The 14,389-nt window shown below is 40.1% G+C and carries 15 protein-coding genes; 3 read left to right on the forward strand and 12 right to left on the reverse strand.

The features are described from left to right. A partial coding sequence (gene rlmD, locus GMD1S_RS02370) for a 23S rRNA (uracil(1939)-C(5))-methyltransferase RlmD (RefSeq protein ID WP_001050272.1) occupies positions 1-1,166 on the reverse strand: 1,166 nt, incomplete at its 3' end. A 37-nt stretch (positions 1,167-1,203) separates the two neighbouring features. Between rlmD and recX the strand changes: the two genes are divergently transcribed. After that, positions 1,204-1,980: a recombination regulator RecX gene (gene recX, locus GMD1S_RS02375; RefSeq protein ID WP_000705062.1), complete on the forward strand. Its 777-nt coding sequence runs from the start codon at positions 1,204-1,206 to the stop codon at positions 1,978-1,980. 88 nt (positions 1,981-2,068) lie between these two features. Then, positions 2,069-2,602: a nucleoside tri-diphosphate phosphatase gene (locus tag GMD1S_RS02380; RefSeq protein ID WP_000775318.1), complete on the forward strand. Its 534-nt coding sequence runs from the start codon at positions 2,069-2,071 to the stop codon at positions 2,600-2,602. A 70-nt stretch (positions 2,603-2,672) separates the two neighbouring features. Here GMD1S_RS02380 and GMD1S_RS02385 read toward each other — a convergent pair whose 3' ends face one another. From GMD1S_RS02385 to rpoE, 10 genes are all read right to left on the reverse strand, one after another. Next, positions 2,673-3,440: an epoxyqueuosine reductase QueH gene (locus tag GMD1S_RS02385; protein ID WP_000567566.1), complete on the reverse strand. Its 768-nt coding sequence runs from the start codon at positions 3,438-3,440 to the stop codon at positions 2,673-2,675. 125 nt (positions 3,441-3,565) lie between these two features. Next, positions 3,566-5,188, reverse strand: coding sequence for a chaperonin GroEL (gene groL / locus GMD1S_RS02390; protein ID WP_000031559.1), 1,623 nt, complete (start codon positions 5,186-5,188; stop codon positions 3,566-3,568). A gap of 15 nt (positions 5,189-5,203) precedes the next feature. Further along, positions 5,204-5,488 (reverse strand): co-chaperone GroES, encoded by a 285-nt coding sequence (gene groES, locus GMD1S_RS02395; RefSeq protein WP_000917324.1) that lies wholly within the window; start codon positions 5,486-5,488, stop codon positions 5,204-5,206. A gap of 156 nt (positions 5,489-5,644) precedes the next feature. Then, entirely contained in the window at positions 5,645-6,040 is a 396-nt protein-coding gene (locus GMD1S_RS02400; protein WP_000282457.1) for a single-stranded DNA-binding protein, read from the reverse strand. Positions 6,041-6,117: 77 nt separating this feature from the next. After that, positions 6,118-6,879, reverse strand: coding sequence for an SDR family NAD(P)-dependent oxidoreductase (locus GMD1S_RS02405; RefSeq protein WP_001107799.1), 762 nt, complete (start codon positions 6,877-6,879; stop codon positions 6,118-6,120). Between the two features lie 39 nt (positions 6,880-6,918). After that, positions 6,919-7,545, reverse strand: a complete 627-nt coding sequence (ytpR, locus tag GMD1S_RS02410) for a YtpR family tRNA-binding protein (protein ID WP_008277323.1) — start codon at positions 7,543-7,545, stop codon at positions 6,919-6,921. Positions 7,546-7,560: 15 nt separating this feature from the next. Then, complete coding sequence (locus GMD1S_RS02415) at positions 7,561-7,878, reverse strand: thioredoxin family protein (protein WP_000586557.1); 318 nt, start codon at positions 7,876-7,878, stop codon at positions 7,561-7,563. After that, positions 7,875-8,174 carry a DUF4651 domain-containing protein gene (locus GMD1S_RS02420; RefSeq protein ID WP_008277325.1) on the reverse strand — a complete coding sequence of 100 codons (300 nt, stop codon included), beginning with the start codon at positions 8,172-8,174 and terminating at the stop codon, positions 7,875-7,877. The genes GMD1S_RS02415 and GMD1S_RS02420 overlap by 4 nt, the downstream gene beginning before the upstream one ends. Before the next feature lie 174 nt (positions 8,175-8,348). Next, complete coding sequence (locus GMD1S_RS02425) at positions 8,349-9,956, reverse strand: CTP synthase (protein WP_000105267.1); 1,608 nt, start codon at positions 9,954-9,956, stop codon at positions 8,349-8,351. A gap of 316 nt (positions 9,957-10,272) precedes the next feature. Beyond that, entirely contained in the window at positions 10,273-10,863 is a 591-nt protein-coding gene (gene rpoE, locus GMD1S_RS02430; protein WP_000418417.1) for a DNA-directed RNA polymerase subunit delta, read from the reverse strand. Positions 10,864-11,067: 204 nt separating this feature from the next. Between rpoE and GMD1S_RS02435 the strand changes: the two genes are divergently transcribed. Beyond that, positions 11,068-11,460: a (deoxy)nucleoside triphosphate pyrophosphohydrolase gene (locus tag GMD1S_RS02435; protein WP_000037666.1), complete on the forward strand. Its 393-nt coding sequence runs from the start codon at positions 11,068-11,070 to the stop codon at positions 11,458-11,460. 12 nt (positions 11,461-11,472) lie between these two features. Here GMD1S_RS02435 and GMD1S_RS02440 read toward each other — a convergent pair whose 3' ends face one another. Next, the gene (locus GMD1S_RS02440) at positions 11,473-14,337 is read right to left on the reverse strand and encodes a DUF3427 domain-containing protein (protein ID WP_001114051.1); all 2,865 of its coding nucleotides are present in this window, start codon (positions 14,335-14,337) and stop codon (positions 11,473-11,475) included. Positions 14,338-14,389 lie beyond the last annotated feature (52 nt).

Below are 14,389 nucleotides of genomic sequence, written 5' to 3' on the forward strand. Positions count from 1 at the left end.
TCATCTAAGCCTGTACGAGGAGGGTCGACTATCAGGGCATCCGCTCGGTAGCCATCTTGATACCAGCGTGGAATAATCTCTTCTGCTGTTCCCGCTTCGTAATGAGTATTGTCAAACCCCATTTTTTTAGCATTTCGCTTGGCATCTTCAATAGCTTCTGGAATAATATCCATTCCTCTGAGACTCTTGACCTTATTTGCAAAGGCAAATCCAATCGTCCCAACACCGCAATAGGCATCGATCAGATGATCCTCTTTGCTGACATCCAGAGCCTTAACTGCTTCACTATAGAGAATTTCTGTCTGCTCAGGATTAAGCTGATAAAAAGCTCGGGGCGAGAGAGAAAACTCATAGTCGAGTACTCCTTCTTGAATACTCTCTTGACCCCAGATAATTTCCGTCTTTTCACCATAGATTTCACTTGTTTTTGCTGTGTTTGTATTGACTGCAACCGTGACGACTTCTGGAAAATCTTTAACTAAGTCTTTTACCAGCTGGGTTAAATTAAGCTGACGATTCGTAACAATGATTATCTGAACTTGTCCTGTTTTTCTTGCTCGACGTACCATGATAGTGCGAACACCAAGCGTTTTTCTCTCATCTGTAATTGGAATTTGGTGGTAAGTAAGAAGTTCAGCTAGGCGATTCGCAATCACTTGGGTTTCCTTATCTTGCACCAAACAGTCTTTCAACTCTACGAGATAATGAGAGTTTTGTGCATACAAACCTGCCTTGACCTGATTTTTAAATTTCCGAGTCTGGAATTGAAGCTTAGCACGGTAGTACTTTGGTTCCTGCATTCCGATAGTTGGACGGATTTCATAGTTTTCATATCCCGCAGGGGCAAATTTTTTCAGGGCTTGGTGGAGCAGATCCGTCTTGAACTCTAACTGTTTATCATAGTGGAGGTGCATGATTTGGCAACCACCACATTCATTATAAATCGTACAAGCCGGTACGACTCGAAATTTAGACTTCTTATTAACCTTTAGTAATTTGGCTTCAACAAAGTTACGTTTAATAGAAGTAATCTGACAATAGATATCTTCTCCTTTGAGGGCGCCTGGCACAAAAACGAGGGTTTTCTGGTAGAAACCGATTCCCTCACCATTGATACCCATCCGCTTGATTTTTAAAGGTATTTTTTGTTTGACTTTCAGATTCATACCCCTATCTTATCACATTTTAGGGTATAATAGAACTATGAAAATCACAAAACTTGAAAAGAAAAAACGCCTCTACTTGATGGAGTTAGATGGACAGCAAACCTCTTATATCACGGAGGATACCATTGTCCGTTTTATGTTGTCTAAAGATAAGGTCATTAGCAAGGAAGAATTGACCGAGATTCAGGGCTTTGCTCAGTTTTCTTATGGTAAGAATCTCGCCCTCTACCATCTATCATTTAAAGCTCGAACCGAAAAGGAAGTTCGTGAGTATCTGAAAAAGTATGATCTTGATGAAAAAATCACAAGTCAAGTTATCGCCAATCTTAAAGAAGATAACTGGATTAATGATCGTCAGTATGCCTACTCTATTATCAACGCAAATCAACTTTCTGGAGATAAGGGACCCTATGTGCTAGCTAAAAAACTGTCTCAAAAAGGGATTGCCAAATCAACGATTAAAGATGTTTTAAAGGATTTTGATTTTTCAGAGGTTGCTCAACGTGTGGCGGAGAAACTTCTTAAAAAATACAATGGAAAACTTCCCGCTCGTGCCTTGCAGGATAAGATTATTCAAAACTTGACTAACAAGGGATTCTCCTATGCTGATGCTAAAAGTGCCTTTGATGACCTGAACAATCAAGTCGACCAAGAAACGACTCAAGAACTCATTTTTAAAGAGCTAGACAAACAATATGATAAGTATGCTCGAAAGTATGAAGGATACGAACTTAAACAGCGTTTAACCCAAGTTTTAGCTCGAAAAGGCTATGATTTTTCGGATATAGCCAGCGCTCTCAGAGAATATCTTTAATATTTTCGTGTAAAATTTAAAAAAATTAGACCGATTTATGATATAATAGTAAACGATAAACTTATAAATTGTAGAAAGTTGGTTAGTTATGAAACTTCCAAAAGAAGGCGACTTTATTACAATTCAAAGTTATAAGCATGATGGGAGTCTTCACCGTACTTGGCGGGACACCATGGTACTAAAAACAACAGAGAACGCCATTATCGGCGTCAACGACCACACACTTGTTACCGAAAGTGACGGTCGTCGTTGGGTGACTCGAGAACCGGCTATTGTTTACTTTCACAAAAAATATTGGTTTAATATCATTGCTATGATTCGCGATAATGGGATTTCCTACTATTGCAATATGGCTAGCCCCTACTATCTAGATGAGGAAGCCCTAAAATACATTGATTATGATTTGGATGTCAAGGTCTTCACTGATGGCGAAAAGCGCCTCTTGGACGTTGAAGAGTATGAGCGCCATAAACGCAAAATGAAGTATTCTGATGATTTAGACTATATTTTGAAAGAGCATGTTAAAATCCTTGTTGATTGGATCAACAATGGACGCGGTCCTTTCTCAGAGGCCTATGTCAACATTTGGTACAAACGCTACATAGAACTAAAGAATCGGTAAAGTTGTCAAACCGGGGTGAGAGCCCTGGTTTTTTTATTTGAAAAACCCAGCTTTTCAGCTGGGTTGATTGCTATATATCTAATTTAGTAACAGTGAACTTGATGTGGGAATAGTCTTTTTCAACATCCTTATCCAACAAGAAAGCCGTGGCATCCTTCTTAATCTGAACAAGATCAATATTCTGAGCTTGAGCTGCATAGACGCATCCACAATAACATTGACGATAAATATCATACTCCTCGCACATCTCCACCGAACGCTTGTAGCCTTGATTTTTCTTGAAATCACTTGGGAGATAGTGGGTGGTATAAATCTTTTGCACATCAATTCCGATGCTGTTGATGGTTTGAGAATTCTTATGGGGACTGATGGTCAAGGCTGAACCAAAGTAGTCAAAGCCCAAATCCATAGCCACTTGCGCTGTTTTGTCCAAACGGTAATCAAAACAAACCTTGCAACGGTCGCCACCTTCGGGTTCTTCTTCCAGTCCTCTGACTAACTTCCGGTATTCATTTGGTTCGTAGGGAGCTTCTAGGTACTGAACCGTATTGCCTGTTCGCTCATTGAAATCACTGACAAATTTCTTGGTGACGTAAGCCCGCTTGTGGTATTCTGCCTTGGGATGGATATTGGAATTGGCAAAATAGATAGTCACATCAGCGTATTTGGTCAGGTATTCTAGGGTGTAGGTACTACAAGGAGCACAGCAAACATGCATGAGAATAGTGGGACGTTGCTCATTTTTCTCCCAAACTTGAACCATTTTTTGCATAACACGGTCATAATTAATCTTCTGATTGGGATTCATCTTGCTCAGAATTTCTTCTACATCGATCATGTTCTTCTCCTTCTTCTAGTCTTATTTTATCATATAAGTTAGGAGAGCTCAAATCAATTTTAGAAGAGAAAATCATAAAAGGAGGGAATGTTCTTCCCTCCTTTTGTGTTTTTTATAAGTTACTTTTACATCATCCCGCCCATCATACTTGGATCCATTGCTGGAGCTGGGGCTGCTGGTTCCGGTTTATTGGCTACGACTGCTTCTGTTGTCAAAATCAAGCTGGCTACAGATGCTGCATTTTGAAGGGCTGAACGGCTCACTTTAACTGGGTCGATGATTCCCTCTTCAATCATGTTGACCCACTCACCAGTTGCTGCGTTGAAGCCTGTACCAACTTCAGCATTCTTCAAGCGGTCAATAACAATAGAACCTTCGAATCCTGCATTGTGGGCGATTTGACGAACAGGTTCTTCCAAGGCACGGAGAACAATATTGCGTCCTGTCGCTTCATCTCCTGTCAATTCCAAATCAGCTACGGCTGGAATAACATTTACAAGAGCTGTTCCACCACCTGCAACGATTCCTTCTTCAACGGCTGCACGAGTAGCGTTGAGGGCATCTTCAATGCGGAGTTTCATTTCTTTCAACTCAGTTTCAGTTGCAGCTCCGACCTTGATAACTGCGACACCACCTGACAATTTCGCCAAGCGTTCTTGCAATTTTTCACGATCAAATTCAGAAGTTGTGGTTTCGATTTGAGACTTGATAACCGCAACACGGTGGGAAATGGCTTCAGGATTGCCCGCACCTTCTACGATAACCGTACTGTCTTTGTCCACAGTCACTCTCGCTGCTTGACCAAGCGCCTCAATAGTAGCGTCCTTCAACTCAAGGCCAAGATCTTCTGTGATAACAGTTCCACCTGTCAAGATGGCGATGTCTTCCAACATAGCCTTACGACGGTCCCCAAAGCCAGGGGCCTTAACTGCTACTACGTTGAAGGTTCCACGAATCTTGTTCAATACAAGAGTAGGAAGAGCTTCACCATCCACATCATCTGCAATAATCAAGAGTGGACGATTGCTTTGAAGAATACTTTCTAGAAGCGGCAAGATTTCTTGGATATTGGAAATCTTCTTGTCAGTAATCAAAATGTATGGATTTTCAAGATCAGCCACCATTTTTTCGCTATCCGTCACCATGTACTGTGATAGATAACCGCGGTCAAACTGCATTCCTTCAACGACTTCAAGCTCTGTTTCCATACCACGTGATTCTTCAATAGTGATGACTCCATCTTTGCCAACTTTTTCCATGGCTTCAGAAATGTATTCACCGACTTTCTCAGAACGAGAAGATACGGCAGCAACCTGAGCGATGGCTTCTTTATTAGCAACTGGAATGGCATTGTTTTTCAAGGCTTCTACAGCTGCGGCAACTGCAGCTTCAATCCCCCGACGAATACCGATTGGGTTGGCACCCGCAGTAACGTTTTTGATTCCTTCGCGGACGATAGCTTGAGTCAAGACTGTTGCAGTTGTCGTTCCGTCACCTGCGATATCATTGGTCTTTGAAGCGACTTCTGATACCAACTTGGCACCCATATTTTCAAAATGGTCTTCCAACTCGATTTCTTTGGCAATGGTCACACCGTCATTGGTGATGAGTGGTGAGCCAAATGATTTTTCCAACACAACGTTACGACCTTTTGGTCCCAAGGTTACTTTAACAGTATCTGCAAGGATATCGACACCACGGACCATAGCTGAACGAGCATCAGATGAAAATTTAATTTCTTTTGACATACTTACTTTCTCCTTCTATTCTTCCACAATTGCCAAGATATTGGCTTCGCCTACAATGATGTATTTTTCATCGCCATCTTTGACATCAAGACCTGCGTGGGCTTCAACTAAGACACGGTCTCCAGCCTTAACGCTTGGAGCAACCAAGTCACCGTTCAAGGTACGAACCCCTTGTCCAGTAGCTACAACTTGGGCTGTTTTTGTTTTTTCTTGGGCTGAGCCCGCAAGGACAAAGCCTCCAACAGTTTGTTCTTTTTCTTCGATTTTCAAGACCACACGGTCTCCTAATGGTTTCAACATCTGTTTTCCTCCATGATGAAATACATATTATTAGCACTCTTTATATCTGAGTGCTAATTCATAGTTCTATTGTATCACTTGGTCAGAAATAGTCAAGAAAAAAGTCTGACTTTGGCAATATAAAAAAGCCTGAGACCAAGTCAGACTTTTCAATGTTTAAAATGGCAATTCTTCCTCTTCCAAGACCAAATCTGCCAAATCCTGTCCTGCGTTATTTTCACGCATAGCCCGTTGGGCGCGGCTTTCCAAAAGTTGGAATCCTGTGGCAAGGACTTCAGTCACATAGTTCATCTGGCCCTTTTTCTCAAAGCGACGGGTACGAAGTTCTCCATCCACAGAGATAAGACTACCTTTAGTTGCGTAGCTTGCCAAGGTTTCAGCCAATTTCCCCCAAAGAACAAGATTGACAAAGTCAGCTTCACGTTCCCCGTTTTGGTCTTTGTAACGACGGTTCACAGCGATAGTTGCTCGCGCCACTGACTTGTCGTTGTTTGTTTTGTGCAATTCTGGTGTAGACGTCAAGCGCCCGATCATGATAACTTTATTATACATATTTTCTTCCTCCTACTTATCTATTCGCAAGGAATCAAAAAAAGTTACAAAAATTTGTAACTTTTCGAGAAAATTTTTTATTTTTTATGCACCATGAAACCTGTCGCCTGTTGATTGGCCATAATAGTCATATCTGTAATCTGCATACGACGAGGCTGACTGGTCACATAGACCACTGTATCTGCAATATCCTGAGCTTGCAAGGCCTCAATTCCCTGATAGACGGTGGCAGCACGCTCTTTGTCACCATGAAAACGAACTGTAGAGAAATCTGTTTCGACAATCCCTGGTTGAATGGTGGTCACCTTGATATCCGTTGCAATGGTATCAATTCGCAGACCATCTGAAAAAGTCTTAACTGCTGCCTTGGTGGCTGAGTAAACAGCTGCCCCAGCATAGGCATAGATTCCTGCGGTCGATCCCATGTTGATAATATGACCCTGATTCGCTTTTACCATTTCTGGCAAGAAACAGCGAGTAACTGCCATCAAACCCTTGACATTGGTATCCAACATGGTCAGCATATCCAATTCTTCGTAGTCTTGATAGGGAGTCAAGCCAAGAGCTAGTCCAGCGTTATTGACCAAGATATCAATCTGACCTATCGTTTCCAAAATATCGGAGCAGACAGTCTTCACCATGGTCATATCCGTGACATCCAGTGGAAAGGTCCAAACTGTTTGATTTGGAAAAGTTTCTGCAAACTCTGACTTGAGGGCCTCTAGTCTGTCTGTCCGTCGCCCTGTTAGAACGACATTCTCCCCCTGCTCCAGATAAGCACGCGCAATCGCTTCACCGATTCCTGAGGTCGTTCCTGTAATCACTACATTTTTCGCCATCTTATCCCCCTATCTGGTCTATCAAACACTGACAATTTCCTAGGCAGTCCAGTGTTTGGCTGGGTCAAATGGAGTTCCAATAACTTGGTCTTCTGATAATTCAATAACCCCACGTTTTTGTGGAGCATTTGGCAAATGCAATTCACGAGGACTGCACATCATGCCAAAACTCTTTTCACCACGAAGTTCGCCTGGGAAAATGAGATTGCCTTTTGGCATCATAGCTCCAGGAAGAGCGACAATGGTTTTCAGACCGACACGCGCATTAGGAGCCCCTGCAACGATTTGCACTGTCTTATCACTTGCGACTGCAACTTGGCAGATGTTAAGGTGGTCACTATCTGGGTGAGTTACCATCTCGACAATCTCACCGACAACAAACTTTGGTTCCTTATCATTAACAATTTCTTCTGTAAAGCCTTCCGCCTGCAATTCTTGGTTCAAACGAGCGACTTGCTCATCTGTCAAAAAGACTTGACCGCGCTCTACAATTTCAAATAAACTTGAAACTTCGAAAATATTCCAAGCCACTGTTTCTCCATTTTCTTTGAGGAAAACACGGGCTACCTTGCCTTTGCGCTCCACGTCCAACTTGGCATCTCCGCTGTTTTTCACGATGATCATAAGGACATCGCCAACATGCTCTTTATTATATGTAAAAATCATTGTCTCCATTTTCTCCTATTTCAGTTCTGCTAAAAAGTCGTTAATTTGTTGCTTGCTTTTACGGTCACGATTGACAAATCGGCCGATTTCCTTGTCCTTTTCTAGCACAACAAGGCTAGGAATCCCGTACACATCCCAGAGTTTGGCCAGATCCATGTACTGGTCTCGGTCCACTCGAATAAAGGTGAACTCTGGATTGGTCTCCTCAATCTCTGGCAAGGCTGGATAGATATAACGACAATCTCCACACCAGTCTGCCACAAAAAGAAAGACCTTCTTACCATCCTGCTCGACAAAACCTGCGAGTTCTTCTATACTACTGGGAATAATCATAAGACTTCCTCCTCATAGACTAGGTCTTCATTTTCATAGACAAAAGTATAGTGACGACCATCCTCGAAAATGACCCCTCCGACGAGTCGCTCTAGACTACTTTCGTAGACTTGAACATAGAGAGTCGCAATCTCACCCATATCTGAGAAAAGTTCGCGCACGATAGCGGTCAACTCTTCTTGCGTCTTCATGAGTTTGTGGTTATCTGCTGCTTTTTTAGCCCCCAAAGCAAGGGCGCTTAGACCAGCCACAGTCAAGCCAGTCATCCATAATTTCTTAGCTTTCATACCTTTCATTGTAACACAAAAAGGGCGCTAGGACAAATAGGGAAGCCGTATACGAGCAAGGAAAATCTCATCCATTACTGTAGAAAGAAAACTTCTGATTCTTATTATCAAGCGCCTGAGTTAGCAAGACTTTTCTAAATGAATAAAAAACCTCTGAGATTGTTCTCAAAGGTTCGAATTTTTCTAATTGCTATTTTCAACCGCTGCAGTGACAAAGGCAGTGTAGAGCTCTTCTGGACGGTTTGGACGGCTGGAAAGTTCAGGGTGATACTGACAAGCTACAAAAAATTTATTTTCAGGAATTTCCACAATTTCGACCAAACGATTGTCTGGAGAAACTCCTGAGAAGACAAAACCTGCTGCCTCAAACTGTTCACGAAAGGCGTTGTTAAACTCATAACGGTGACGGTGACGGCGTTGCACCACTTCTTGATTATGATAAGCAGCCGCTGCCTTAGAACCACGTTTTAACTTAGACGGATAAAGTCCCAAACGAAGGGTTCCACCCATATCTTCAACATCAACCTGGTCACGCATGATATCAATGATAGGATATTTTGTTTCTGGTGCAAGTTCAGCAGAATTGGCACCTTCAAGACCCAAAACGTGACGAGCAAACTCGATACAAGTCAACTGCATTCCCAAGCAGACTCCCAACATTGGAACATCATTCTCACGCGCATAACGGATGGCTTGAATTTTTCCTTCCGTACCACGTTGGCCAAAACCTCCTGGTACGATGATTCCGTCCGCATCAGACAAGAGCTCCGCCACATTCTCTGCTGTCACATCATTAGCATTGATCCAATTAATCTTCACTTCTGCGTCGTTGGCATAACCAGAGTGTTTCAAGGCTTCGACCACAGAGATGTAGGCATCTTGCAACTCCACATACTTACCAACAAGGGAAATCTTGACTTGTTTTTTCAGGTTCATGACCTTGTCCACCATGGCTGACCACTCAGTCATATCCGCTACTGGTGCGTCTAGTTTCAAATGGTCACAAACAATTTGGTCCATACCTTGCGCCTGTAAATTCAATGGAATTTGGTAAAGGTGTTCAACATCCAAAGACTCGATAACAGCTTCTGGTGCCACATCACAGAACTGAGCTAGTTTGTTTTTAATGCCTTGACCAGCTGGTTTCTCAGTACGAATAACTAACATATTTGGCTGGATTCCCAAACCGCGTAATTCTTTTACAGAATGCTGGGTTGGCTTGGTCTTCATCTCACCAGCAGCCTTGAGATAAGGAAGCAAGGTTGTATGGATGTACATGACATTATCTGCCCCCACATCTGCCTTCATCTGACGAAGGGCCTCTAGGAATGGCAAGGACTCGATATCCCCAACGGTTCCACCAACCTCTGTGATAATGACATCAGAGTCGGTCGTTACAGCGGCACGCTTGATTTTTTCCTTCAAAGCATCTGTGATATGAGGAATAACCTGAACAGTTGCGCCAAGGTATTCTCCACGGCGCTCCTTACGAAGAACTTCACTGTAAATTTTCCCAGTTGTCACGTTGGAATATTTGTTGAGATTGATATCGATGAAACGTTCATAGTGACCCAAGTCCAAATCTGTCTCAGCCCCATCATCTGTCACAAAGACTTCCCCGTGCTGATAAGGACTCATGGTTCCCGGATCGATATTGATATAAGGGTCAAACTTTTGAATGGTTACTTTTAGACCACGATTTTTTAAGAGACGACCCAGACTTGCTGCGACAATCCCTTTCCCAATAGACGATACCACACCACCAGTTACAAAAATATATTTCGTAGACATAAATTCCTCTTTCTAAAATGCTCAAGGCCTTGTTAACTACGAGGGGACATAGAAAACAAGACCCTTATGAATAACGACTTTTCAAGAAAACTTCCTGAAAAACAAAAATAGCTCCCTAGTAACTAGGGAGCCCCGACCTCTAAAAGAGGTGCCCGAACAATATAATACCTCAAAGCAGATCATTTGTCAACCCGAATCGGTAAAACCTGAAAATAAGAAGATTACTTTCAGAAAACCAACTAAAGATCTACAACCTAACGGATAATCTGCTCAAGGAACGAAAAAGGAGATCTTACGATCTCCTCTGTGAAGTCTTTTACTCTTCTTCACTCGTTTCAGTATCATCGTCAGAAAACTCGTCGTCTTCTTCGTTAAGATCCACGTCTTCACCCAAGTCATCAGGGGCGATTTCGTTGATTTCTGCATCGTAAGCTTCCACTTCATTTTTCTCATCATCTGGATTTTCATCATCATATGAAAGAGCTGGGTCTGCTTCGTATGCATCTTCATCTTCTGGATCATCTGCATTGTAGTCAATGGCATCTGAATCACCATCCATAAAGGCATTGACACGTTTTTTCTTAGCTTTTGGTGCTACTTCGTCGTCGTCACTTTCTTCAAGAGCGATGATTTCTTCGTCGATTTCGTCCACACCGTACCATGAACGAAGGCCCCATTTGTTGTCTCCAAGAGAGATGAAGCTACCATCAAAGTTCAACTCTGTGTAGAACAAAGGTAAAGCTTCGCGGATATCGCTGTTTGATGTTCCAAGGTAGTTTTGAATTTCGTTTACAAGATCACTAAAATGCATCTCATGATCGCGACCACGAAGTTCCAAGATAGCACGCGCTACCTCAATCATAGATAGTTCACTTTTTTCTTGCCCAGCAAATACTTCTAATTCCAAAGCGTTTCTCCTCATTTTTACTACTATCGCCAGAGCGAACAGACTCTGACCTCATTTTATCATGTACTCTTTATTGTACGATAATTTTGCGGAATAGTCAAAGGTTAAAATAGATTTATCTATGATTTATTAAGTAAAAATCAATTGATTTTAACACATGGTAAATTTAAAAATATTTGTTAAAATATTACTTGGAGGTAGCTTATGTCAAAAAAAATAATAAATGTTGTTGCAGCGGCTATAGAACGAGATGGAAAAATATTCTGTGCACAAAGACCTGAAGGTAAAAGTTTAGGAGGTTTTTGGGAATTTCCAGGTGGGAAATTAGAAGTAGGAGAATCTCCTGAACAAGCTTTAGTCCGTGAAATTAAAGAAGAACTAAATTCTGAAATTGAGATTGTTTCTTACATCAATGAAGCTTCATATGATTATAATTTTGGGACAGTTGTCATGAAGACCTATCATGCAAAGCTAATATCAGGAAAACTAGAGTTGCTTGAACACCAAAATTCAACTTGGTTAGCTCCCAATGAACTAGATACTCTCAACTGGGCTCCAGTAGATCGTCCAGCTGTAGAATTATTAACAAAAAAATAAGAGATTACTCTCTTATTTTTTTGTCAAATAATCATAAAGTGCGGAAGAAACCTCATTGGCTAATTCAAAATTCATTGTAACTACAGGAGTTTTTCCATCCTGCATCCTAGTTTCAGTAGCACTATCTTCCAAATAACTAACTGGCCCTAGATAATAGAAATCACTTCCCTCACCATCTTCTTTTTTTACGAAGAGATGAAGAGCCAAACCGGTTTGATTAGATTGCATAATATCAGCAACTTCTTTAGACTTAAAGCTTCGATTGCTCCGAGAATACCAATGAAAGACTTTGTTGGATAAGAATCCATCTTGATACTGGGTTGTTTCTGTAATATCGTCATCCTTATGATAAGTTACAAAGATAGGACACGTTCCATGTTTGACCTTGTATCCATATACAGTAGAACTCTCATCCTTGTCCCAGTTAAGAAGTCTCACAGCATCTTTTCGAGAGTATTTTTCACCTATTGTCAATGGTTCCTGCGGATATTTTTGAGAGCGCTCTAGACCAGTCTGAATGATGTCTAAGATAAATTTTTTGTATTCCTCTGTAAGAAATTGAGTGAAATCTGTTGCTAGTTGATAAGTGTCATCTTCAATGCTTAAGGCTGACAAACCATACTTTTCTTGATCTCTTTTAACAAAAAAGTTATAGTCTAAACAGTTTTCGATAGATTTAAATAACTGTTCGGAGGATCCTAATTGCTTCATTGTTAAGATTTGTTTAAATTCAGATCGGGAAATCTTTCCTTTTTCTAGTAATATTTTTAAAAGATAGAGTTCTTCTTTTCGTTTACCATTGGATAGTTCTTTGCAGAGGAAAGTTAGAAAACTATTTAATTCAGGAATTTTAATAAACCGATCCTCTTTTTCAAAGGAAGCAATAACCTCTCCATAATGATTAAAAGTATCAAAGAAAACATAGGGATCTAGACTATCTAGTTCCAAAAAATCACTGAGATTCGGAGTACGTCCCAAGCGGTTCTTTGTTTCCATATAGGCCTCTTTTAGGATAGCTCGATTGGAAAGATTTGTATTAGTAATAGACTTAAAGATTTGTTCTTTAGCAACTTCTTCAAAATTAATAGTAGTTAGGCCATTTAAAATATTGGGTTCTCTTAGCTCTCTTCGGTAATTATCTTTATTCATTGATTTGTCTCCAAATAAAGCAATTGGAATCAAATAGTTATTTTTATAATTACCAATAAAATCAATGATCGTGACGTATTCTTTACTCTCATGTTTACGAAGACCACGCCCTAGTTGTTGAACAAAAACAATACTAGACTGAGTATTTCTTAACATGACTACCTGGTTGACAGAAGGAATATCAATACCTTCATTAAAAATATCCACTGTCAAAATGTAGTCTAGTTTTCCTTTTTCAAGTTGAGAAACGACTTCATTTCGTGTTTCAATATTATCATCGCCTGTTAGAGCCCTACAAACTTTCCCATTCTGATTCAATTTTGAAGCGAGTTCATGCGCTTCCTGTTTAGAGGAACAGAATATCAATCCTTTTACTTTTTCACCACTTACTCCATAAAAATCAATTTTTTGCAGAATATGTTTAACTCGTTCATTAGATGTTAAGTTTGATATATTTGTCTTCTCATCGATTAGATGTCCATCTATCTCAATATCCTTTACCCCAAAATAAATAAATGGGCAAAGCATATCATTATCAAGCGCATCCTGCAGACGAATTTCATAGGCGATATTATAATCAAACAGTTCATAAATATTTTGCCCATCAGTTCGTTCGGGAGTTGCAGTCATTCCTAAAAAGAACTCAGGATGAAAATGTGCCATCACTTTTTTGTATGAATCAGCTCCGGCTTTGTGAACTTCATCGATTAAAATATAGTCAAAATAATCTTTTGAAAATAAATTCAAATGTGAATCACGGGATAATGTTTGAATCGTCGCAAAAATGTATTTCTTATTTGTCAAATCAGCACCAGAATGATAAATCAAACCTTCTGATTCCGGGAACTGTAAAACCTTTTGAAAATCCTTTAAAGACTTTTGAAGAATTTGCTCCCTATGAACGATAAAAAGCATTCTTTTCGGCTCAAATTGTTGAACATCAAAAGCTGATAAATATGTTTTTCCTGTCCCTGTAGCACTGATAACTAAAGCTTTCTTTTTCCCTGAATCGCGAATAGCCTGCAGACCTTTCAGTGCTTCATTTTGCATCTTATTAGGTTCAATACTTGTAACCTGATATTCTGCTATTTCCTCTTCTCGAATCTGGTCCACTCGAATTGTTTTCTGACGCTTTCTAGCGTAAGAATCAATCTTTTCTGTAGTTAAAACATCCGACTTTTCCCAAATTTTTTCAAACTCTTTTTTAGTAGCTTGAATTAACTCTCCATTGTAAGTTGATGTCAACTTAATATTCCACTCGTAATTGATTTTCAATGCATTATGAGTTAAATTTGAACTTCCAGAAATAAGAACCTGTTTCCCCTGATGTTCAAAAAGATAAAACTTAGCGTGCATCTGCAGACTCTCTGGAGTAAGTCGAACTTCAACATTTTTCAACTTGAGTAATTCTTGCATGGCAACCGGATCATTAAAATCAAGATAAGGAGATATAAGAATTTTACCTTTTATTCCTTTATCCATTAAATCTGATAATTGGGATTTTATCAGAGCAATTCCTGATTGGGTAATAAATGCTACCGAAATATAAAAGGCTTGGCATTTTGATAATTCTTCTTGAATATCCTTCAATACATATCGCTTGGACTCTGGGTCATTAATTAAAATTTGAGGAGAGTATCCCCCTTCTTGAAATTTAATATTATCAATAAATCCAAACTTTAAAGATTTGATCAAGGTATCTTGAAATAAAGTGACGCCTTCTGGCATAGACCTTCTCTTTTCTATTGTTTTAATATTTTCATTATACCAAAAAAACACG

The organism is Streptococcus sp. GMD1S (assembly GCF_000296875.1).
Lineage (GTDB): Bacteria > Bacillota > Bacilli > Lactobacillales > Streptococcaceae > Streptococcus.

Bases quoted from the DNA above. Each gene is read 5' to 3' on its own strand.
- recX (WP_000705062.1), top strand. From the start codon at position 1,204: ATGAAAATCACAAAACTTGAAAAGAAAAAACGCCTCTACTTGATGGAG.
- GMD1S_RS02380 (WP_000775318.1), top strand. From the start codon at position 2,069: ATGAAACTTCCAAAAGAAGGCGACTTTATTACAATTCAAAGTTATAAG.
- GMD1S_RS02385 (WP_000567566.1), bottom strand. From the start codon at position 3,440: ATGATCGATGTAGAAGAAATTCTGAGCAAGATGAATCCCAATCAGAAG.
- groL (WP_000031559.1), bottom strand. From the start codon at position 5,188: ATGTCAAAAGAAATTAAATTTTCATCTGATGCTCGTTCAGCTATGGTC.
- groES (WP_000917324.1), bottom strand. From the start codon at position 5,488: ATGTTGAAACCATTAGGAGACCGTGTGGTCTTGAAAATCGAAGAAAAA.
- GMD1S_RS02400 (WP_000282457.1), bottom strand. From the start codon at position 6,040: ATGTATAATAAAGTTATCATGATCGGGCGCTTGACGTCTACACCAGAA.
- GMD1S_RS02405 (WP_001107799.1), bottom strand. From the start codon at position 6,879: ATGGCGAAAAATGTAGTGATTACAGGAACGACCTCAGGAATCGGTGAA.
- ytpR (WP_008277323.1), bottom strand. From the start codon at position 7,545: ATGATTTTTACATATAATAAAGAGCATGTTGGCGATGTCCTTATGATC.
- GMD1S_RS02415 (WP_000586557.1), bottom strand. From the start codon at position 7,878: ATGATTATTCCCAGTAGTATAGAAGAACTCGCAGGTTTTGTCGAGCAG.
- GMD1S_RS02420 (WP_008277325.1), bottom strand. From the start codon at position 8,174: ATGAAAGGTATGAAAGCTAAGAAATTATGGATGACTGGCTTGACTGTG.
- GMD1S_RS02425 (WP_000105267.1), bottom strand. From the start codon at position 9,956: ATGTCTACGAAATATATTTTTGTAACTGGTGGTGTGGTATCGTCTATT.
- GMD1S_RS02435 (WP_000037666.1), top strand. From the start codon at position 11,068: ATGTCAAAAAAAATAATAAATGTTGTTGCAGCGGCTATAGAACGAGAT.
- GMD1S_RS02440 (WP_001114051.1), bottom strand. From the start codon at position 14,337: ATGCCAGAAGGCGTCACTTTATTTCAAGATACCTTGATCAAATCTTTA.